This is a genomic window from Veillonella parvula, from assembly GCF_002005185.1.
GTDB classification, from domain to species: Bacteria; Bacillota; Negativicutes; order Veillonellales; family Veillonellaceae; genus Veillonella; species Veillonella parvula_M.
Genome location: NZ_CP019721.1, coordinates 1,740,612 through 1,764,153, shown reverse-complemented (window position 1 = coordinate 1,764,153; position 23,542 = coordinate 1,740,612). Strand labels below are relative to the sequence as shown.

The window sequence follows — 23,542 nt, the reverse complement described above, 5'->3', positions numbered from 1 at the left end:
TATTATTTGCTTTATAATAAATAATTATGAAAGGATGTGTCTCGATGAAAATCAGCCAAGAGGAAATTAAAAAAATCGCCTTACTTTCACGCTTGGAAGTTAAGGAAGAACATATGGCACATGTAGAAAAAGAGTTGTCCGACATCTTGACTTATGTTGCTGAACTAGATGCATTAGAACTTGATGGTGTGGAGCCTATGGCTCATGCAGTACCATTGCACAATGTATTTAGAGAGGATGAAACAAAACCATCCCTTGATCATGATTTAGCTTTATCCAATGCTCCAGAAGCAGAGGATGGGTACTTTAAAGTACCTCGCGTTGTACAAGAATAGGAGGTTTCGCTGTGGCAACAATTCATGAATTACACAAGAAACTAGTGAATAAAGAAATCAGCGCTGTTGAATTGACGAATGCTGTTATTGCACATAAAGCGAAAGTGGAACCGACTGTACATGCGTACTTATCCGATTCTCATGATCGTGCTTTGGCTACAGCTAAGCTTGTAGATGAAGCAATTGCTAAAGGTGATGCTATTTCCCCATTGGCAGGTATTCCTGGTGCAATTAAAGATAATATTTGTATTAAAGATGAACCTGCAACATGTGCATCTAAAATGTTGGAAAACTTTGTGCCTCCATACAATGCGTCAGTTATTGAACGTTTACAAAACAATCATTATATTAGCCTTGGTAAACTTAATATGGATGAATTTGCTATGGGTGGCTCTACAGAGAACTCTGCATTAGCTAAAACATCTAATCCTTGGAATGCTGATTGCGTACCAGGTGGTTCTTCTGGCGGTAGTGCAGCAGCTGTATCCAGCGGGTCTGCTATTTGGGCTCTTGGCTCCGATACTGGTGGGTCTATTCGTCAACCAGCGTCCTTCTGTGGCGTTGTAGGCTTAAAACCAACATACGGTAATGTATCTCGTTATGGTTTAATCGCCTTCGCATCCTCTTTGGACCAAATTGGACCTATTACTCGTGATGTAACAGATGCTGCTTTAGTATTAAATGCCATCTCTGGTCATGATGCGAAAGACTCCACATCCATTCCAGGTGCTCGTGTAGATTACACTACAGCTCTTGTAAATGATGTACAAAATCTTAAAATCGGTGTGCCAAAAGAATTCTTTGGCGAAGGTCTTAATAGCGAAGTTCGCAAAGCTATGGAAGAGGCCATCGAAACGTATAAAAAATTAGGTGCTGAAATCGTTGAGGTTTCCTTGCCTAACTCTAAATATGCATTATCTGCGTATTATATCATCGCATTAGCAGAGGCAAGCTCTAACTTGGCTCGTTATGACGGTGTAAGCTATGGTATGCGCGTACCGGCGGATAATTTAGTAGAAATGTCTACTAAAACTCGTACAGAAGGCTTTGGTCCAGAAGTACAACGTCGTATCTTGTTAGGTACATATGTATTGAGTGCTGGTTACTATGATGCTTACTATTTGAAAGCATTAAAAGTTCGCCGCCTCATTAAAAATGAATTTGATGAAGCATTCTCCAAAGTGGATTTGATCTTAACACCAACTGCACCTAATACGTCTTATAAATTTGGTGAAAAAGCAAATGATCCATTGGCAATGTACTTAGAAGATATCTGTACAGTACCAGCAAACCTTGCAGGTATTCCAGGTATTAGCATTCCAGCAGGTATGAGCAGCAGTAATTTGCCAATCGGCTTACAATTGCTTGGCCCTGCTATGGGTGAAGAAACATTGTTACGTGCCGCTTTCACATTTGAACAAGCACGTCCAGACTGTCAATTAGTAGCACCAACTGGGGAGGTTTCTCTATGAGTAGTAAATACGAAACAGTCGTTGGTTTAGAGGTTCATACAGAGCTTAAGACTAAGTCTAAAATCTTCTGTGGTTGTACCACTGAATTCGGCGGTGATCAAAATACACATGTATGCCCAGTGTGCCTTGGCTTACCTGGTGCAATGCCTGTGTTAAATAAACAAGTAGTAGAATTTGCTATTAAAGTAGGTTTAGCATTGAATTGTGAAATCCTTAACTTTAACAAATTTGACCGTAAAAACTACTATTATCCTGATCTGCCTAAAAACTATCAAACATCTCAATATGATTTGCCAATTTGCCTAAATGGTCATTTAGATATTGAGGTTAATGGTGAAACTAAACGCATTGGTATTACCCGTATTCATATGGAAGAAGATGCAGGCAAACTCGTCCATAGTGGCAACACTATTTCCGACTCCAAATCTTCTAATGTTGACTACAATCGTACGGGTGTACCTCTTCTTGAAATCGTATCTGAACCAGATATTCGTTCCGGTGCAGAAGCGAGAGCATACGTTGAAAAATTACGTTCTATTTTACAATATTTAGAAGTATCTGACGGTCGTATGGAAGAAGGTTCTTTGCGTGGTGACTGTAACGTATCCGTACGTTTACGTGGCACTACAGAATTTGGTACACGTACAGAAACTAAAAATGTTAACTCTTTAACTGCAATTCAAAAAGTTGTTGAATATGAAGCGTTGCGTCAAGCTAAGTTAATCGAAGCTGGCGGCAAAGTAGATCAAGAAACACGTACTTGGGATGATGCACAAGGTATCACGCTTGGGATGCGTAAAAAAGACGAAGAAAACGATTACCGTTACTTCCCAGAACCAGATTTGGTACCAATCGTAATTACAGATGAAAAAATCGAAGAAGTACGTCGTGCACTGCCAGAATTACAAGATGCTAAGATTGAACGTTTTGTATCTGAATATGGCTTGTCTCGTGAAGATGCAACTATTCTTACTGTATCCCGTAAAACAGCGGACTTCTTAGATGCTACTGTAAAAGCAGGTGCAGATCCTAAAACTGTGGCCAACTGGATGCTTGGTGACTTGTCCAAGATGATTAATGAAAGCGGTTTAACATTTGCTGAATCCAAGGTAAGTCCTGAAAACTTGGCTGGTATGATTGCCCTAATCGACAAAGGTACAATTTCCGGTAAAATCGCGAAAAAAGTTATCGTATCCATGTGGGAATCCGGCAAGGATGCTGATACTATTGTAAAAGAGGAAGGTTTAGTTCAAATTACAGATACTGGTGCCATTGAAGAAATAGTTAAGCAAGTTATTGCTAATAACCCACAACCAGTGGCAGACTTCAAGAGTGGTAATGGTAAGGCTATAGGCTTCTTAGTTGGTCAAGTTATGAAGGAATCCAAAGGCCGAGCTAATCCTGGTATGGTAAATGAATTACTTAAAAAATTCCTAAATGACTAATCTACGTGTAAGCATATATTAATATTAATCAATATATAAAAATACAATCCCTTCAGATATATGAGTTTATATTTGAAGGGATTTCTATTTGCCATTATGATGGTAAAATATGGTATAATAAATTGTATAAAATCAATTAGTATTTGTTCATATAAAGGAAATACATATGAATGATCAACACAATATAAACAATAATCAAAATACATATAGAAATAGTCAATCAGATGATACTTATAGTCGCAGTACCTATTCTGGTGAACCTAATACACGCGTATTATCCGATGATGAGAGACGAGAATTTGATGGTGTAACTATTGAAGAGGTAGGCGATTCCGTCCATGTAGATTCAACGCCAACCAATATCAATGACGAGCAACAATATTACGATGAAAACAATCAATATGAACCGAAAGTTAAGGTGTATAGCTTTAATAGTACAAGCTGGCTTAGTCGAATTATATTGTTCATTGTTTTAGGGATTATTTTGGCTGCTGTTGTATTCTTTGGCAGCATCATTCTCACTGTCGCAACTGTTGTTATTTTAGTGGGTGCTATTATTTCTATTATATTTAGTCTCTTTTAATGGTATAATACATATATTATGACTAGACGGTGGCTGAGCCATTCGATGATTTAAAGGGGACCTATGAACGTAGTTTTATCCACATTAAACTCAAAATTTATACATTCTTCTCTGGCTTTACGTTATCTTAAAGCGTATGGGCAGGCTCACGGACAGGCATACGATATAGTAGAATATACTATTAATATGCCTGTTTTACATATTCTTAGCGATATTACAGAACGCAATATTGATGTATTGGGCTTTGCTTGCTATATCTGGAATATCGAGATGACTTTACATGTTGTAGATATGGTGAAAGCTGTTCGACCAGATATTAAAATCATTTTAGGTGGTCCAGAGGTATCTTTTACAGCAGATGAAATTTTAAATCGATGCCAGGCTGTAGACTACGTTGTACAAGGTGAAGGGGAAGAAGCTTTTTATCAACTTATTCGTGCACTCGTAGATGGCAAGGATGGATTAGAAGACCAGATTCCTGGCGTACGTGGTCGCCATATTTCTGGTCAACTCCTGGGCTCTACTGATACGGTAGAGGTAAAAGATCTTAGTACCATACCATTCCCTTACGTAGAAGAGGATATGGTCGATTTAGAACATAAAATCATTTATTATGAATCCTCTCGAGGGTGTCCATTCTCTTGTCAGTACTGTTTATCTGGGAATAAGAATACAGTACGTTTTTTTCCACAGGAAAGAACTCTCAAAGAACTACAGTGGTTTATCGATCATAAGGTGAAACAAGTTAAATTTGTGGATAGAACTTTTAACTGCGCACCGAAGCATCATCGTCCATTGATGGAATTTATGCGCGATGCTGATACAGAGACGAATTTCCATCTAGAAATGGAACCAGAGCTAATGACGGAATGGGAAACAAATATTCTTTGTGAAACACCACCAGGCCGTATTCAAATTGAGGTAGGCGTACAAAGTACGTATAAGAAAACCTTAGATGCTATTAATCGATACAATGATTGGCCGTATATTCAAAAGGCTATTCGTCCTATTATTGAAGCCGGTAGAACTCATGTCCACATGGATTTAATTGTAGGCCTGCCTTACGAGAATAAACAGCGGTTTGGATTATCCTTTAATGATCTTTTTAGTTTACAGCCACATGCGTTACAAATTGGATTTTTAAAACTGTTAAAAGGTTCTGGTGTACGCCGTATGGAGGAGTATCAATACATTAGTGATCCCTTAGCGCCATATGAGGTATTAAGTACTCACGTGCTCCCTTATAGAGATATACGTTTCTTAAAACACTTTGAAGATGTCTTTGAACGTTTTTATAATAGCGAACGCTTTAGAACTGTATTTAGCTATATTGGTAGTAAGCTTATAAAGGAACATACTGATACATCTATAACTGGGGAAGATGCAGAAACTAATCATGTACCACCTATGAAAAAGTATGATCCTTCTAAAGTGGAGACAAAAAAAGATGCTTTTTCCTATTTTTGTGACATGACACAGGCTTGGCTCGATGCGGGGAATCATAAGATTAATTTAAAAGATATTGACCAAATTGAGTTCCTGTACAATTTCTTTTTAGCTAAAGGCGATACAGTAGCTGCCGAATTATTACAATATGATACACTCGTTAGTTATCGCGGTAAGGTTCGCAGTGAAGCCGTTGGTTTACCTAAGCAGACAAAGGAACTTTTACAAGAAGGGGAAGCATTCTGGCGCAATGAAGAAATTGCATCTCAATATATTCCAAACTATACATTTAAAGAGTGGCGTAAAATTCGACAACAATATGTAGAAATGCCTATGTCTGAAGATACGGCTAAAGTGTTGGGTATAGAGAATGTACCCAATGTACCTTTTACAGTTGTAATTGACGTAAATAAAGAGGTTAAACCTTTTATACGTCCTGAAATAGAGGCTTGTTAATAGTATAAGAAAATAGTTAGCTAATTTATTGTTAGCCATAAATTACGTAATCTATGATAGTAGAAGTATTATATAACAAGCGATGATTGGTTAGTTTAATAGGAGTGTTATGACCGATACAACGAGACCAAAACGATACCGCATGGTATCTAAATATTATAAAGAAACCTATGGGGAAAAGGTTTATAAATTGCCTGTAGCATTACCATTGACTTGTCCAAACCGAGATGGTTCAGCTGGTGTTGGAGGCTGTACCTTTTGTGGTGAAATTGGGGCGGGCTACGAAAACCGCCCAGCGTGGATGACAGTGCGTATGCAATTAGAGGAAAATATTGCTCACATAGGTCCTAAATATAAGGCGAAAAAATTTATCCCTTACTATCAAAACTTTAGTAATACCTATTTGAGAATCGATGATTTTAAAAGCTATATGGAGCAAGGCTGCATTGACGAAGCCGTGGGCATTGCTATTGCAACAAGACCCGATTGTATTGCCGATGAATACTTAGACATATTGGCAGATATTAGAGATCGCTTTCAAAAGGATATTTATATTGAATTAGGCCTACAAACGGTTAACTATGAGACATTAGAGAAAATTAATCGCGGTCATGATTTAGCCCAGTTTATTGATGCCGTATTACGGATTAAGCGCTATAGATTTAACATAACTACTCATATGATAGTTAATTTACCATGGGATACAATGAAGGATACAATCGAAGGGGCTCGTATTTTATCTGCACTCGGTGTTGATCAAGTGAAACTACATGCTTTGTATATTGTAAAAAATACATTGATGGCCAAGTGGTATCAAGAGGGTCAGTTTACCCTAATTAGTGCGGAAGAATATGCTGATCGGGTTGTTAATTTTGTACGTCATTTACACCCTGACATTGTTTTACAGCGTCTTGTAGGGAGAGCACCTGAAGACAATACGCTTTTTACAAACTGGTCTATGGGTTGGTGGCGCGTACAAGATTTAATTGATGATAAACTAGACGAACTAGATGCTCATCAAGGTGATCTCTGTGATTACCTAAATGGTAAAGCAGTTCGTAAATTTATAGATTAGGAGGTTGTATGAGCGAACAAGTATTTACATTTCCTACATATGACCTAGCACAATCCATACTAGGTCAACATAATCGATATCTGCATATGATGCTTGAAGTCATCTCTGCAGATGTAGTGGCACGAGGTGATACGGTAGTTATAAAGGGCGATGAAAAACAAGTAGAAGCTCTCTATCGTACCCTTGAAGAATTAGTATTCCTTTACCGTGAAGGTAGTACCATAACTGAGTCTCAAGTGCGTATTGCGGCTAAACTTGTGGCTAATGGTAAAGCTGATGCCGTACATACTATGTTTGAGGATACTTTATCCGTTAATATGCGTGGTAAAAATATTACGCCTAAAACGGAAGGTCAAAAATACTATGTAGATAGTATCCGAAAAAATACTATTACTTTTGGTATTGGTCCTGCTGGTACAGGTAAAACATTCCTAGCAGTAGCTTTAGCTGCATTCTATTTAAAAAACCGCAATGTAGATAAAATTATTTTGACACGCCCTGCTGTAGAGGCAGGTGAACGGTTAGGCTTCCTACCTGGTGAATTACAAGACAAGGTTGATCCTTATTTAAGACCTCTTTATGATGCATTACATGAAATGTTTGGTATCGAGCAAGTACAACGTTTTATGGAACGTGGTACTATCGAGGTAGCACCACTAGCGTATATGCGTGGCCGTACATTGGAAAATGCCTTCGTCATTCTCGATGAGGCTCAAAATACGACGGCAGAACAGATGAAAATGTTCCTAACTCGTCTAGGCAACAACTCTAAAATGGTAGTCAACGGTGATAAGACACAAATTGACTTACCTCCACGTGTTGTGTCTGGCCTCGGCGAGGCTGAAAAGGTATTGCGTCATGTACCTGGTATTAATATGGTTTACTTTAGCGATCAAGACGTTGTTCGTCACGATTTAGTAGGTCGCATTGTAAAAGCTTACGATGCATATCACGAACGTAAGTTAGCTGGTGAGACTACAGAATCTAACGCAGTATCCAAAGAGAATGTAGCGAAAGGATAAGTATGTATATACACATTAGCTATGATGAAGGAATTCAAGAGGATTCCAATATTGAGGCTGTTATACGCAAGGTCTGCGATGAAGTGAGTCGCGTATATGGCCTCGAAGAAGATGAAATGAGTATTTTACTCTGCAATAATGCTAAAATTCACGAGCTTAATAAGGAATATCGAGGCATCGATAGACCAACGGATGTATTGTCCTTTGCCCTCAATGAAGGGGATGATTACGAAGGTAGTAAAGAGGAACATCACTTACTTGGTGATATGATTATTTCCTTAGAGCGTACTCGTGAACAAGCTATTGAATATGGACATAGTTTTGAACGGGAATTAGCATATTTAACGACTCACAGTTGCTTACATATTTTAGGCTATGACCATATGAACGACGAAGATAAAAAAGAGATGCGCACAGAGGAAGAATTTATCCTAGGTAACTTGGGTTATGTGCGGGAGGATGCACCATATAATGAATAAGAACGAACATTTTAAATCAGGCTTTGTTGCCGTTGTAGGACGCCCTAATGTAGGTAAATCTACCTTAATCAACGCTCTTATTGGCGATAAGATTGCTATCGTATCCGATAAGGCTCAAACAACGCGTAACCGTATCATCTGCGTATATACGGATGAATCCAAACAAATCGTATTTATGGATACACCTGGTGTGCATAAACCTAAGCACAAGTTAGGCGAATTCATGGTAGATGCTGCTATTGAGTCCTTAAAAGAAACGGAAGCCGTTTTATTTGTCGTAGCAGGCAATGAAAAACGTGGTCCTGGGGATAATTTTATTATTGAACAATTGAAACGTGTAAAGGTTCCTGTATTTTTGGTAGTCAACAAAATTGATACACTCAAAAAAGAAGAGCTTTTAGAAGCAATCGTTTCTTATCAAGATGCATATCCTTTTGCAGGTGTCATTCCTATTTCTGCAAAAGATAAAGAGAACTTATCTGAAATTCTTAAGGTTCTAGAGGAAACCTTGCCGGAAGGTCCACAATATTTTCCGGAGGATATGATTACGGATCAACCGGAACGCCTTATTATTTCCGATATCATTCGTGAAAAAATCTTGTTAGCTACACGAGATGAGATTCCTCATGCTATCGCTGTAGACGTAGATGAAATGAAAACACGTGATGATGGTACTACCTATATCCGCGCTACAATCTACTGTGAAAGAGACTCTCAAAAGGGAATTATCATCGGTAAAAAAGGTGCTTTGTTAAAACAACTTGGCGCTGAAGCGCGCGCAGATATTCAAAAGCTATTAGCTACAAAGGTGTACTTGGACCTTTGGGTTAAAGTAAAAAAAGATTGGAGAAATAAATCTGGTATGTTATCTGAACTTGGTTATAGAAAATAATTTGATATAATAAAAAGAAATAAGTGTTTCCATATTCATATGAAAGGAATAAAGATGGATAGTGTAGATGGCCTGTTACCCATAGGGTTTGGTCTGTTATGTATTTTTTTAATTAACTTTTTTGTGGTTGCAAAGTTCTCCTTTGCACGCCTTCGTAAAGAACATGTAGAGGATATGGACATCCTCTTGGAGAAGGATAGAGAATTTTTATTAAAGCTTTATCAAAATCCTGAGTATTTTTTAAATACTACACAGTTTTTGATTCTATTCTTTATTTTGGCCCTTGCAGGCACAGGTACTTTTGTATTTGATAATATTGTTGATCGTATAGTGGCGGTTCTTAATATTCATAGTACTTGGATGCATTTGGTACTAGATATTATTCTATTACTATTAATTAGTTTAATCGTCCTAATTTTCGGTGAAATTGTACCTAAAGCATTGGGCTTATCCTTCCCTACAAAATACGTAAATACCTATAGCCGTATCGTCGTGGCTGCAGGTAAATTGGTGTATCCATTTATTTGGATTGCTAGTAAAATCTCCAATGTTATTTTAGGCTTTTACAAAACAAAATATTTAACAGAGCTTGATCTTGTGTACTCAGAAGAAGAAATTCGCATGATGATTTCTCGAAGCCACGAGGAAGGGCAACTGGACCAAGTAGAGTCTGAGTTAATCGATAATGTTTTTAACTTCGTAGATCGCATGGCGAAAGAGGTTATGGTGCCTCGTCAAGATGTAGACTGCGTATTCGTTGAAGATGGTTACGATGAAGCGATGAAGGTTATCCGCTCTAAAGTACATACACGTTATCCACTCTGTGTAGAGGATAAGGATCACATTATTGGACTCGTTCATATTAAAGATTTAATGGAACGCCCTAATCAAGCCCGTAAGGATTTGCGCAATATTAAACGAGACATTCTTACTGTTCCAGAGGTAATGAAATTATCTACCTTGTTGCAATATATGAGAACGCGCCGTATATATCTAGCTGTAGTAGTAGATGAATATGGTGGCATGGTTGGTCTAGTAGGCTTAGAAGATATTATCGAAGAGTTGGTTGGGGACATACAAGATGAGCATGAGCCGCATTTACCAGCTACGATGTCCTATGCAGATGGTTCCTTCGAGTTTGATGGCAAGGTCCTCGTAGACGAAGTAGAAGAAATTATGAATATTGAAATTGATAATTCTGATTCTGATACAATAGGTGGCTATGTCTTTGGTTTATTAGAACGTACACCAATCGTAGGTGATACGGTGGATGCTCATGGTTACACCTTTGAAGTTACTCAAATGCAAGGATATCGTATCTCTCGCATTAAAGTAACACCTATACCAGTAGAGGAACCAACGGAAGAAGAAAATGAAGAAGCTTAATGGTGGTTTTAATACGCCAGCCATCGTCATAAGTCGAAAAAAGTATAAGTTGTATTCCGTATTTACGTTTATTACGCCTAGCTTGGGACTTATTAAAGCATCGATTCCACATAAGCGAATGATGACGATGCGCAACAGCTCCTATTTACGTCCATTTAGTGCCATGTATATTACAGTTGTACCGGATGGGGAATATGTAAATGTTACGCAAATTGATGGCTCCTATGTGGTGGAATCCTTAGATGTAAACCTCGATAATATTGCTTATGCAGCAGTAGCGAGTGAGCTCATTCAAGAGTTATTTGCCATGTATGACGTAGATCGCAAGGTCTTTGATACTGTTGTAAACTATTCCAAGCAAATTCGACGTCGCAATGTACAATTGGGAACGATAATGCTCGGATGGCAACTATTATCTCTCGCAGGGGTTGTCCCTAGTGCTAATGCTTTTAACCATCAAGACGGAATTGAGCCATTCTGGATGCAGGTGCGGGAAACTACAAATCTTAGCATTTCTCGTTCTGTGAAAGCTACATTACCTCAGATTCTAGCTTACCAGTGGGGTGAAGATACGCCTTTAGAATTTCCCAAAACAATTTGGAAGGAACTTGAAAAACTACTATTTGCCTACTGTGAGCAAGAAATTGGTAAACCATTACAAAGCGTTAAATTTTTAAATTCCATAATTTAATGACAGTAAAAGGCAGTTTGAGACATCAAACTGCCTTTTATTGAAATGTATTATGAGGTACTATATGGATATAATATTTTCTTCGTTGCCTATAGACAAAATAAATAAAGATAAAACTTTAGATTTACAAGAAATTCAACAAATATATAATTTCCTTTTAACTAATGACTATTATATATTTTCTGATTATGCGTTAGTAAATAAGTTATTTCAAATCATGGTTTTAAACAATCGTTGGGATTCCAAGATAGCACTTAGATACTTTGAATACTTATGTTTTCTAAGTTGGGAATATGAAGCCATCATTGTTAGAGACCTTTTATTAGATAATCATGTTAGTTTAGCTGGTGAATTTTGTTTAGATACAGAATTAGTTAAAGATGGACTAAGTTATTTTAGAGATGATGCCATTTGGAGGGGGAAAGATTATGATAGTGACACTATTCCGGCATGTATGTCTAAATGGGCCATTTACTATGATGAAGAAGAACAAAGGTTTCATAAAGTAAAACCATCAATGATAGAAAATATTATTATTGAGGTAGTTGATGCTGAACAGGGACTCTATATTATTGGAAAAAAATAATTCAAATAGACAAATGTACATCTGTAATTGACACTTTTAATAACAATTATTTATAATATAACAATGTTATATTATGTATTTTTACAGGAGGTCATTATGCAGCTTTTGGGAAATCTCAAAATACATTTTCTAGCGCTCGTACTAACTGTAGTCGCTGAATTTATAGGCATAAAAAAACTAGGTCCTGTTGTATTATTGCCATTATTGTACACATTGATTCTAGGTTTATTAATTTCTATTCCTAAGTTTAAAATTCTTACGATTAAACAGATGGAAAAATCTGCCGATTATATCGGTATCGCCGTTATGATCTTGATGGTAAAAGTAGGACTTGGTATCGGTCCAAATCTTGGTATTCTTACAAGTGCTGGCTGGGCATTGTTATTACAAGAGCTTGGTCACTTCTTCGGTACTATTGTATTTGGTTTACCAGTAGCTTTGCTAGTAGGCATGCGTCGCGAAGCAGTAGGTGCTTGTTACTCTGTAGACCGTGAGCCAAATGTAGCGATTATCATCGATAAATTCGGTTTTAGCTCTCCAGAAGGCCGTGGCGTTATGGGCATGTACATCTGTGGTGTTCTTATCGGCGCTATGTGGTCATCTGTATTGGCAGGTATGTTAGCACAATCTGGCTGGTTTCATCCTTTGGCATTAGCTATGGGCGCTGGCGTAGGTAGTGCTAGTATGATGGCGGCAGCTACAGCTCCAATCATTGCAGTATATCCTGATTACGAACAACAAATTATGGCTCTTGCAGGGGCTGCAAACTTGTTGACTACTGTTCTAGGCGTATACTTTGGTTTATTTGTTTCTTTACCAGTTATGGAGAAAACATACAACTTCTTTACAGGTCGTACCCGGGAACAAGATTTAGCAGAGGAGGCAGCACATCATGAGTAAAAGTGAAAGATTAACACAGTTTGTCATCGTTATCTGTATTGCTGCTATCATCACTGCAGTCGGTAATGTAATGGATGGTAAACTTCTATTTAGCGATAGTTTAGTTGGCGTAGCTATCTTGGCAGCTCTTGCTACAATCGGTGCTTTGATCTCTAACTTGCCATATGCTAATAAATTGCCTATGGTATTCTGGGTGTCTTTAGTTGGTGTTATTGCATCCTTACCAGGTATGCCTGGTCAAGAATGGATTATCGCAAAAACTAGCCAAGTTACATTCTTAGCTACTACAACACCTGTACTTGCCTATGCAGGTTTATCCTTAGGTAAAGACCTTGGTGCATTCCGTCGCTTATCTTGGCGTATTATCCCTGTTGCACTAGCTGTAACAGCAGGTACTTTCATCTGTGCAACAGCATTAGCCCAATTAGTACTTCATTTAGAAGGTTTAATTTAATACTAAATCATAATGTTAGATGTCTAAATTATGTTAAGATATAATTATAGAATTATATTTTAGAAGATATCTATACATCATGATGACATGATCGACCGTATTTTATACGGTCGATTTTATAAAGGAGATATTATGAGCCGTATGACAAAGGAAGAAGTAAAGCAACGTGTTTGTAAAGCTATTGTTGATGCACAACCGCGTTTACGAGAATTGGCTGAATCTATTATGGCTGAACCAGAATTGGGTTTTAAAGAGGTAAAAACCTCTAAAAAGGTTCAAGCTATGTTTGATGAACTTGGCATTTCTTATACTACTGGCCATGCATTGACAGGTGTAAAAGGTAGAATGAAAGGTCGAGATAGTAAATATACGGTTGCAATGGTGGGGGAATTAGATGCCATTCTCTGTCCTCGCCATCCTCGTGCCGATGATTTAACAGGGGCCGCCCATTGCTGTGGTCATAATGTACAAATTGCGAATATGTTTGCTGTCGCTATGGGTTTACAAGCTGTGGTGGACGAATTAGCTGGCGATGTTGTATTATTTGCTGTTCCGGCAGAGGAAATGATTGAAATTGATTACCGCAATAAATTGCGTGAGCAAGGTAAGCTTAAGTATATGGGTGGTAAGCAACAGCTCATCTATGAAGGAGCTTTCGACGATATTGATATGGCTATGCAAATGCATGTGGAGACAGCCAAAACACCAGCTGGTGAAATGGGGCTTGGTAGTACCTCTAATGGTTTTGTATCTAAACTGATTGAATATCACGGTAAGGTAGCCCATGCAGCACAAGCACCTCATGAAGGCATCAATGCTCTTAATGCTGCTTTGATGGGGGTTATGGGGGTTAACTCCATTCGTGAAACTTTCAAAGAAAGCGATTATTTCAGATTCCACCCAATCATTAATCAAGGTGGTACATTGGTAAATTGTGTGCCTGATTATGTTCAAGTTGAAAGTTACGTGCGTGCCTCTAATATTGAAGCTATTGTAGATGGCAATCATCGTGTAAACCGGGCCTTAAAAGCCGGTGGCGATGCAGTAGGAGCCACATGTGTTATCCATGACCTACCTGGTTATTTACCGATGCGTAATGATGAACGTATGAATGCTCTATTACGAGAAAATTCAAATCCTATCTTTGGTGAAGCCAATATATACCAAGGCCCACATATAACAGCTAGTACAGATATGGGGGACGTATCTCACTTGATGCCGGTCATCCATCCATGGGTTGGTTGTATAAGTGGTGTACTACACAGTGCGGAATATGAAATCTCTGTACCTGATGTAGCGTACATTAAAACAGCACAAGCATTGGCTATGACAATCGTAGACTTACTATACGATGATGCAGCAGGTGCTAAAGATATATTAGACAACTTTACACCAGCCTTAAATAAAGAAAGCTATATTGAACTCTTAGACCGTATTGCTAAGGGTGAATAAAATAAACCGCCTATCGAAGATGAATTGATTTATCTTTGGTAGGTGGTTTTACAGTTTAAACTCTCTATTGACTGTCAAGATAAAAACATAATAAAATATAAAACAGATTTATATTTTATTACAAAAGGAGCAATATGAAAAAGAGAGAGTTATTATTCTGTCTAAGTTTAGTGTGTATGGTACCAATACATATTTTGGGTGCTAAACCTATTGATACTCAAGAACAACTAGATAGATCGAGAGAACAACAACTAGCGAGAGAGGCGCGGCTTGGAGAGGGACGAATTACAGTACAAACAGGTGGAATAGATTTTTCATCTGGTTCTTTAACACCACAAGATGGTTATACAGTACCGGCACAACAGCCAGCACATGTAGAGCCATCTTTTTTTGTATCTCATATCCGTGTTGTAGAAGAACCTATTAGTCAGTCTGCAGAATTAACATATAGTAATATGATAAATACTACTATGGATCAGACGACATTTGTGGATAATAGTTCTGCAGCAAGTGTACGATTAATTAAAGGTCCATTATATTATGAAGCACAAAAAAAGAAGATACAATTAGATGTGCCTAACGAGTTTACGTTTCTACGTAAAACAATTAAACCATTTGTAAATCGCAAACTTACAGTTGAAGATGTAAATAGATTATCTACTAGCTTAAATACTGCACTTATAGAACATGGATACGTCACGTCTCGGATTGGTATTCCATCCCAATCATTAGCTTCAGGTAATCTACAATTTAATTTACAACTCGGTCGCGTAGAGTCTGTCTTATATAAAACGTATGCACAACCATTGCCATGGCAAAATGCATTTCCTATTCGTGAAGGGGATATCCTTAATATTCGAAATATAGAACAGGGGATAGAGCAAATGAAGCGGATTGGTTCTCAAAATGTGTCTGTTGAGCTTGAGCCAGGAACAAAACCGTTAGCTACGAATATTGTACTTGAAACTACTAAAAAACCACCAATTCATGGAATGATATCCATAGATGATTCTGGACTAAAAGATACTGGTAAACTGCAGTGGACGGCTGCAATTGGAGTTGATAGGATATTTAATGCTAATGATTCATTAAACTTAAGTATTAATCGAGATGCTGCTCAAGATGGTGAACGAAAAGGTAGTCGAAACCATACTATTTCTTATTCAATACCTAGAGGGAAGGACACCTTTAGTATTTCCTATAGTGATATGAAATATCATCAAACGATTAATTCTATGGCTACTCCATTTATTAGTTCTAGTCATGCAAAGACTGTAAGAGGTTCGTGGAATCATGTATTTCATCGAGATCGAATGACTAAGCGTAGTTGGGATATTATTATCAGCAAGCGTAATGCTAAAAATTATATTAATGATGTAGAAATTGCTGTACAACGTGCTAATACAGCTTCTTTAGAAGTAGGTATATCAGAACGTAGATACATAAAGAAAAATACATTATACTCTAGAGCAGCTATTAAACAAGGGGTTGGTTGGTTTGGTTCGCAACCAGAATATGGTAATGGAGCGCCTAGTACTCGATATACTCAACTATTGTTAGATGTCGATTATCAAATTCCACGTATATGGGGACATAGACCAGCAAGTATAACTACATCTTTCCATGGACAATGGACATTAGGGGATAAACGTTTATTCTCTAGAGATATGATTAGCCTTGGGAATCGATATACTGTACAAGGATTTGATGGTGAAAATACACTAATGGCTGAAAGTGGCTGGTATATGCGTAATGAGGTTGCTAGTTACATCCCTAAATGGAAATCAAGTGTTTATGCTAATATTGATTTTGGCGCCGTATATGGTCCAAGTACAGAGGTATTTACAGGAAAATTTATTGCTGGTACTAGTCTTGGGATAAGAGGGCAATTTATATCTGGATTATTCTATGATGTATTTGTTGGGGCTCCTTTATATAAACCAAGTGGTTACAAAACTGATTCTGTAACCGCAGGTTTCCAAGCAGGTGTGCGGTTCTAATATAGTATACGTATTAATTGAGAGAGTAAATATGAAACAAAAACGATTACAATATAAAATTGCAGTATGGCTTACTATGGGGCTAATGATCGTTGACCCTTTAGTCGTACCGTTTGTATATGCAGAAAATCCTATAGAGGTAGATCGAAATGCGCCACATGAAAGACAAGCCATGATTGGACAAGCTGCTAATGGTGTCACATTAGTAAATGTCGTAGGCCCTAGCGCTGGTGGAGTATCTAGAAATGATTATACTAACTTTAACGTACCACAAAATGGTGTAATTCTTAATAACTCTTACCAAATGTCTAATACCAAGCTTGGTGGATATGTTCCTGGTAATACTAATATGATGCGTGGTTCTGCCAATGTCATTGTTAATGAGATTACTTCACACAATCCAACCAATATGAACGGGTTTATTGAGGTAGCAGGTCATAAAGCTTCAGTAGTTATAGCAAATCCTAATGGTATTACTGTAGATGGTGGCGGATTTATCAATACAGATCGAGCAGTATTAACTACAGGTAAACCTGAATATGATTTATCAGGAAATCTAAACTCATATCGGGTGGAGCGAGGAATTGTTGCTATTAATAGAAACGGTCTTAATGCCAAAGAGGCTAACTCGTTACAAATTTTAACAGAAGCAGCGAGTGTAAATGCTGGAATCTGGGCAAATTCGATCGAAGCTCGCACGGGTAAGAACAAAATAGATGCTAATACATTAGACACGCAAAAAATTGGTAATTCTAACAATATTGGCTTAGATGTATCCGCAATTGGGGGTATGTATGCAAATTCTATTACTCTGAAAGGGACCAATACTGGTCTTGGGGTAAATGTTAAAGGTGTAGTAAGTTCTTCACAAGCCTCTAGTATTACTAGTGATGGTCAAATTGTAGTTGATGGTGGCGTTACAAGTAATGGCAATACTATTTTAGATGGACAAAGTATAGCAATTCATTCAAATGGTGTGGTTCAAGGTGATTCCTCTACAACTGTACATAGTCAAGAAAAGGTAAACAATAATGGTCTTATCAACTCTGGAAATACTACAACTATAAATGCTAAATCTATAGATAATCATGAAGGTGGACGTATTTATGGTGATACAGTAGATATTAAAGCTAATATAGTTACAAATCATACTAATAGTGAAATAGAAGAACGCTATCATAAAGCTGGTAAAGAGCTAGAAAAGGCAAAAAATGAACTTGATGCTGAATGGAATGCTGATATATCTAAATATAAGACCAAGCCTGAGTTAGACGCACATCGTCAACGGATTAATGATTTAACAAAAGCGTATGATGATGTACAAGAGAAAGTTACTGCTCTTAAGGCAGAACTAGATTCTCATAAGTCTGGTGTAATTGCGGGTCGTAATCACGTTAATATAACTTCAAATACAATAGATAATACTGGTAAAGGTCTCATTTATAGTGGTGGAACTATGGACTTTATTGCTAAAGATGGTATACATAATAAAGGGGCGACTATTAAAGCTACAAAGTCTATTAAACTTGATACTCCTACAGTAGAAAATAATAATGTTGCGTTAGGAACCAAGCGTGTTTCAGATGGGATTACTAAAAATCCAGATAAAATAAAAGTTACTCATCCAAATCATAAATTAGAAGGTCAGGTATTTGATAAGTCTGAGTTCCCATATGCTGATGATTCAAGTGGTTATGGTACACCGCATGTAAAACCAGTTAAAACGCCTGAAGATGAAGCTTATAATAAGGAAATGAATAAGAATGAGAACCGAATAAATCAGTTTACAATCATTAGAAGTGAAGCCGAACAAACTCACAAAAAGATTACCAATGATGATCCAGGTATCATTAGTAGTGGTGGTGATTTAGTAACTACTGGTATACTTTATAATGATAATAGCAGCGTGATTTCAGGAGGAACTTTTAAAACAAAGGGCTCTATACAAAACATATCAGATATGATTAGTGATAAAACCTTTATTACTGGAACTACTCAAGAGAGTAGAACCGAAAAGAAAAGGAAACGTCATGGTTATAGAAGTAAACGTATACGTGTTTGGGGCCCTGAAGTCTTTATGACACCGTCGATTACTGAAGAAAATGTAAAACCAATTGGTACTCTAAAAGAGCACGCTGAAGATAAAGTATCCAAAGCTACTATTGCAAAGGTCAATGATAGTTTAGATCCATATGGTCTGGGTGGGGGCAAAGGTAAAGCAAGTCAAACCATAGATGGTTTATCGTTACCAACAGAGGCACTATATGATATTCATCCTGCTATTACGGCTAATGCTTTGATAGAGACTGACCCTGCTTTTACTAATCGAAAGAATTTTTTATCCTCTCAATTTATGATTGATGCGTTGACAAATAATCCTGAAAGAAGATTCAAACGTTTAGGTGATGGATTCTATGAACAGCAACTTATTAATGAGCAAATAGTATCAGCTACAGGTAAACAGTATTTAGAAGGTTATACAGATAATGAAGCTGAATATAAAGCATTATTAGAGGCTGGTGTAGCTTTTGGTAAAGCTTTTAAATTAACACCTGGAATTGCCTTATCTAAAGAACAAATGAAAGCTATAACGACTGATATGGTGTGGTTAGAAACTAAAACAGTTGTAGTAGATGGAAAAGCTCAACAAGTTCTATATCCTAAAGTATATTTAGCGAAACAACCTGCAAAATCTGTTGATGCAATGGGTGGAATCATAAGTGGTAAAGCTATTGTTAGCAACACTAATGCAGATATTCTAAATCAAGGCATTATGACTGCAGATACAATTGTATTAGGGGCTAATGATGTAGAAAATACAGGTCGTATAGATGGACGTAAAGTGACTATTAAGGCATCTCAAGACGTAATAAATACTGGTAATATTCATGGTGAGAAACAGGTTAATATTAATGTTGGTCGTGATATTAATGTAGGTGCTCATGTAAATAGATTACAACATCACGATATTGTTGGTCGCCAAGGAACTATAGGTGTAGGAGAAAAAGGCGATTTAGTTTTATCTGCTAAACGAGATGTTAACCTTAAAGGTGCTATTGTTTATACTGGAGATAATTCTAAAGCAACGATTGAGGCTGGTCAGAATATTAATTTAACAACAGAGGCATTATCCGCTAAAAAGGATATGACTGTTAATAGTGAGAATTATAATCGCACAGATCGTCGTACTGAATTAGGTACAGCTATTTTAAGTGATAGTAATGTTAATTTACATGCAGGAAATGATGTAAATATCCGCAATGGTATTGTTAATAGTGAACATGGTGTCACATCTGTTGAAGCTGGAAATGATGTTACTATTACAAATGGGCAAAGTTATAGTCGTGATGAATATGGTCTAAAATACAAAGAAAAGAGTTTACTATCTCGTACAACTAATATCATACGTACAGATCATGAACGCACAGGTGTTTTATCTTCAACAATTGGTGGAGATACGATTAATGTGAAAGCTAATCGCAATGTTTCGGTAACAGGTTCTAATATTTTGGGAACAAAAGATGTATCCGTATCTGCAGGTAATGACGTGCGTACAGATTCAGGTGAAGAAACACAACGTGATGATGTATATCAATATAGTAAAAAATCTGGCTTAATGGGCGCTGGTATAGGCTTTACTATTGGTAGTAAAAAAGTGACTGATACAACAGATGGCAGATATAAAAATCAAGTTGCTACCAATATTTCTTCCTCTAAGGACGAGATAAATGTTAGTGCTGGTAATTCAATTCACAGTACAACAACAAACTATTTTAGTAATAAACCGATAGACTTATCTGCTCAAAATGTAACGGTTGATGGAAAACATAATACTGCACATGTAGTGCAAAGTCACGAGGAGAAGCGTTCCGGTCTTACTGTAAGTGTTGGTGGTCAAATTGTTAATGAATTGAATGCTGTTCAGCAACTTGGTAAGCGTGCTAACTCTAGAAAAAATAGCAACTTATCAACATTAGAGTATCTTGAGGCTGCAAATACTTTAAAACATGCTTATAATGATGGGACTTCTTATAAAAATGCTAAGATAGAAAAACTTGTAGAAAAAGAAAAAGATATACTTGCTAAGGCTGATGAACTTAATAAAGCATATCAGGCAGAACATCCTGAAGAGAGCAATGCTATGCATCCAGATGTAAGAACAGCGATTAATAATGTAAATAATAGAATTAAAAAAGATCGTTTACTCAATATACAAGTAGGTATTGGTTCAAGTAAATTTAAACAGCATAGCGAACTTAATCAAGAAAATTATATAGGTAGTTCTATAGGGAGCAAAAATAATGTAAGTATTACTGCAGATAGTGATAATAGTGACAAAGGAAATATTCATATTAAAGGTAGTATTGTAGAGGCTCCAAAGGTTAATCTAAATGCATCAAATAACTTAAGTATAGATGCAGGAACGAACTCTTTAGTACAACGCGATACATATACAAGCTCAGGATGGTCTGTTGGTGCCACAGTTAGTCCTCACGGTAATGGTGTTATTGGTTTAGATGCTAATGTGTATAAAGGTAAAGAAAATGCATTAGAGACAACTAAGACGCATACTGGAACTGTTATTCGTGGTAAACAAGTCAATACTGTCTCTGGAAATGATACAGAAATTATTGGTTCTAAGGTCATCGGTGAAAGTGTGACCACAAAAGTTGGACATAATTTGAATATTGAAAGTTTACAAGATACGAATGACTACCATAAAATAAGTAAAAATAAAGGTATATCTGTATCTTATGGAATGAGTGGACCTGTAAGAGTTGGATTTGATAATTCGAGAGGCACTACAGACAGTCACTATGCAAGTGTTACAGATCAGGCTGGTATATACGCAGGTGATGGTGGATATAATGTACAGGTAAATAATGCAACTACACTTACAGGTGGTATAATTAAAGGGAGTCCTGATAAATCCAAGAATAAATTATCCTCTAATTCTTTAAAAATGAATGATATTCAAAATAAAGCATCCTATTCAGCAAAAACTTCTGGATATAGTTTATCTACAACTAAACGCTCTAAAAATAATCCGATAGGTATTACTGGCAGCCCTAAAATGGGGATTCCTGTGAAAGGTAATTCTAAATCAACTACTCATTCTGCCATCAGTGAAGGTATCATTGAAATTGCTGAGAAAGAATCTTTAGAAAAGATTAATCATGATACGGAACAAGCATTAAATAAACTAGCACCGATTTTTGATAAGAAAACAGTAGAAGAAAAACAAATTCTTTTATCTAAAATTTCTGATCATGGATATAAATTAATTGGTGATATTGCTGTTAGCGAACAAAAAAAATATGTAATATTAGCTGAATCTGCTGAAAATGCTAATAATGAAAAATTAGCAAAAGAATACTTGGACAAGGCTAAAAAATGGGATGATGGTGGAATTTATAAAGTTGCTTTACATGGTGCGCTTGGTGCAACTATATCGAAGCTTTCTGGATATGATTCTTTTAATGGATTTAAAATTAGTGCAATAAATGAAGTTACACAACCACTTCTAAGAAAAATCGATAATCCTGACATGCAAAAGTTAGTTAGTATAATTTTAGGGAAAAGTATTAGTGATCAATCAATAGCAGTGCCTTTGATAAATTCAGCCGTTGATAATAATTGGTTGACCCATGACGATCAGCTAAACTTGTTACGTGATTATAGAAGTTTTAAGTATGGAGAAATTAGTTTAGACGAATGGGTTAGAAAACTTGCTTATTATGATACCCTTATGTGGTATGAATACAATCATAATTCAATCTATAAAACTAATAATGAAACATCCATACTTTTAAATGGTGAATTGGAAAGTAGTATACCAGAAGTAATTGGATCGGGTTCATTCCAAGATATTATGAACAATTTAGTATATAAATATGTTACATCAAATGGCCTAGAAGATTCATTTAGTATGTACAAACAAGAGGCTAGTTCTAGAATTGTTTCTTCTAATAAAGCATATGAAGACTCCTTGCTAAATGACTATATTGATAAATATGGTGTAGAAAAAGGGCGTGCATTATATGGATATGAAAAACAGAAACGTGATAGAATCAATAATAATTCTATTAATAATTTAACTTTAAGTGTTGATAAAGATATTTTATATAATAACCACACTAGTACAACCAAAATATTTGACTATAATTTAAATTCTAATAATCCTAATGATACTATAGAAGTTAGTAAACCTACTAATAGTATAAGTACTAGAGATTTAGAAAAGTCGGTTTTAACTAATACTACATCTGAGTTGACCAATCAACCTTTAAAGGGGTATTTATATTATACTGAGAATGCTAAACCTGCTTTTAGAGTAGTTAATAGATTGGGGGGGTTTTTAGTATAGGAAGCATGACAAATGATTTTGTGCAAGACTATTATACCTATAGTGGAACCAATTTAGTTAAAGCTTGGGGGACAAATTTAATTCCTCCAATAGGCTCTGCAATAGGAGGTGCTTATGGTACTGCAGAAGGATTCAAACTAGGATATCCTTATGGACCAATTGCGACAGCAGTTTCATCTTATTCTTTAGGAACTTTAGGAAGTATTTCCGGTGGAATAGCAGGAGATATAAAAAAAATGGAGCTACGACAAGATATTCCGACAGATGAAGAGATTAGAAAACGAGGTGAAAATAATAAATGAAATTAGTATATTATTTTGCTACTATATCCTTGTTTTTAGCATTTGCCTATAGTGTAATTCAATATATTCGAAGATCTAATGAGGACATAAATGAAAAATATAGATTAATTAGTTTAGGAATATTTTTAGTTGTATTTTTTGTGGATTTTAAGTTCTTAGATGATATAAATAAACAATTTAAATATCTAGTTGAGTTTTT

General features: G+C 36.5%; 18 protein-coding genes. All 18 read left to right on the top strand.

Annotated elements, in window-relative coordinates; genetic code table 11:
* Positions 1 to 44: 44 nt before the first annotated feature.
* Positions 45 to 335 (top strand): Asp-tRNA(Asn)/Glu-tRNA(Gln) amidotransferase subunit GatC, encoded by a 291-nt coding sequence (gatC, locus tag B1A77_RS08155; RefSeq protein WP_004696952.1) that lies wholly within the window; start codon positions 45 to 47, stop codon positions 333 to 335.
* Between the two features lie 11 nt (positions 336 to 346).
* Complete coding sequence (gene gatA / locus B1A77_RS08150) at positions 347 to 1,807, top strand: Asp-tRNA(Asn)/Glu-tRNA(Gln) amidotransferase subunit GatA (protein WP_077708460.1); 1,461 nt, start codon at positions 347 to 349, stop codon at positions 1,805 to 1,807.
* Positions 1,804 to 3,252 (top strand): Asp-tRNA(Asn)/Glu-tRNA(Gln) amidotransferase subunit GatB, encoded by a 1,449-nt coding sequence (gene gatB / locus B1A77_RS08145; protein ID WP_004695962.1) that lies wholly within the window; start codon positions 1,804 to 1,806, stop codon positions 3,250 to 3,252. Before gatA ends, gatB begins: the two co-directional genes overlap by 4 nt.
* Positions 3,253 to 3,418: 166 nt before the next feature.
* Positions 3,419 to 3,835, top strand: coding sequence for a transcriptional regulator (locus B1A77_RS08140; RefSeq protein WP_077708459.1), 417 nt, complete (start codon positions 3,419 to 3,421; stop codon positions 3,833 to 3,835).
* Between the two features lie 63 nt (positions 3,836 to 3,898).
* Complete coding sequence (locus tag B1A77_RS08135; RefSeq protein WP_077708458.1) at positions 3,899 to 5,737, top strand: B12-binding domain-containing radical SAM protein; 1,839 nt, start codon at positions 3,899 to 3,901, stop codon at positions 5,735 to 5,737.
* Between the two features lie 109 nt (positions 5,738 to 5,846).
* Positions 5,847 to 6,812 (top strand): tRNA modification radical SAM protein MnmL/YtqA, encoded by a 966-nt coding sequence (gene mnmL / locus B1A77_RS08130; RefSeq protein ID WP_077708457.1) that lies wholly within the window; start codon positions 5,847 to 5,849, stop codon positions 6,810 to 6,812.
* 8 nt (positions 6,813 to 6,820) lie between these two features.
* Entirely contained in the window at positions 6,821 to 7,834 is a 1,014-nt protein-coding gene (locus tag B1A77_RS08125; protein WP_024061834.1) for a PhoH family protein, read from the top strand.
* A gap of 2 nt (positions 7,835 to 7,836) precedes the next feature.
* Positions 7,837 to 8,313 (top strand): rRNA maturation RNase YbeY, encoded by a 477-nt coding sequence (ybeY, locus tag B1A77_RS08120; protein WP_021148196.1) that lies wholly within the window; start codon positions 7,837 to 7,839, stop codon positions 8,311 to 8,313.
* Entirely contained in the window at positions 8,306 to 9,205 is a 900-nt protein-coding gene (era, locus tag B1A77_RS08115) for a GTPase Era (protein ID WP_077708456.1), read from the top strand. The genes ybeY and era overlap by 8 nt, the downstream gene beginning before the upstream one ends.
* Before the next feature lie 54 nt (positions 9,206 to 9,259).
* On the top strand, positions 9,260 to 10,591 hold the full coding sequence (locus tag B1A77_RS08110; RefSeq protein WP_004695947.1) for a hemolysin family protein: 1,332 nt from the start codon (positions 9,260 to 9,262) through the stop codon (positions 10,589 to 10,591).
* The gene (gene recO, locus B1A77_RS08105) at positions 10,578 to 11,282 is read left to right on the top strand and encodes a DNA repair protein RecO (RefSeq protein ID WP_077708455.1); all 705 of its coding nucleotides are present in this window, start codon (positions 10,578 to 10,580) and stop codon (positions 11,280 to 11,282) included. Before B1A77_RS08110 ends, recO begins: the two co-directional genes overlap by 14 nt.
* 64 nt (positions 11,283 to 11,346) lie before the next feature.
* Entirely contained in the window at positions 11,347 to 11,868 is a 522-nt protein-coding gene (locus tag B1A77_RS08100) for a hypothetical protein (RefSeq protein WP_077708454.1), read from the top strand.
* A 96-nt stretch (positions 11,869 to 11,964) separates the two neighbouring features.
* Positions 11,965 to 12,768: a DUF3100 domain-containing protein gene (locus tag B1A77_RS08095; RefSeq protein ID WP_012864410.1), complete on the top strand. Its 804-nt coding sequence runs from the start codon at positions 11,965 to 11,967 to the stop codon at positions 12,766 to 12,768.
* Complete coding sequence (locus tag B1A77_RS08090; RefSeq protein ID WP_077708453.1) at positions 12,761 to 13,222, top strand: hypothetical protein; 462 nt, start codon at positions 12,761 to 12,763, stop codon at positions 13,220 to 13,222. The genes B1A77_RS08095 and B1A77_RS08090 overlap by 8 nt, the downstream gene beginning before the upstream one ends.
* A 132-nt stretch (positions 13,223 to 13,354) precedes the next feature.
* Positions 13,355 to 14,674: an amidohydrolase gene (locus tag B1A77_RS08085; protein WP_077708452.1), complete on the top strand. Its 1,320-nt coding sequence runs from the start codon at positions 13,355 to 13,357 to the stop codon at positions 14,672 to 14,674.
* Positions 14,675 to 14,808: 134 nt separating this feature from the next.
* Complete coding sequence (locus tag B1A77_RS08080; RefSeq protein WP_024062585.1) at positions 14,809 to 16,674, top strand: ShlB/FhaC/HecB family hemolysin secretion/activation protein; 1,866 nt, start codon at positions 14,809 to 14,811, stop codon at positions 16,672 to 16,674.
* A 31-nt stretch (positions 16,675 to 16,705) separates the two neighbouring features.
* On the top strand, positions 16,706 to 23,041 hold the full coding sequence (locus tag B1A77_RS08075; RefSeq protein ID WP_237301758.1) for a two-partner secretion domain-containing protein: 6,336 nt from the start codon (positions 16,706 to 16,708) through the stop codon (positions 23,039 to 23,041).
* 5 nt (positions 23,042 to 23,046) lie between these two features.
* Positions 23,047 to 23,343 carry a hypothetical protein gene (locus tag B1A77_RS08070; protein WP_077708451.1) on the top strand — a complete coding sequence of 99 codons (297 nt, stop codon included), beginning with the start codon at positions 23,047 to 23,049 and terminating at the stop codon, positions 23,341 to 23,343.
* Positions 23,344 to 23,542 lie beyond the last annotated feature (199 nt).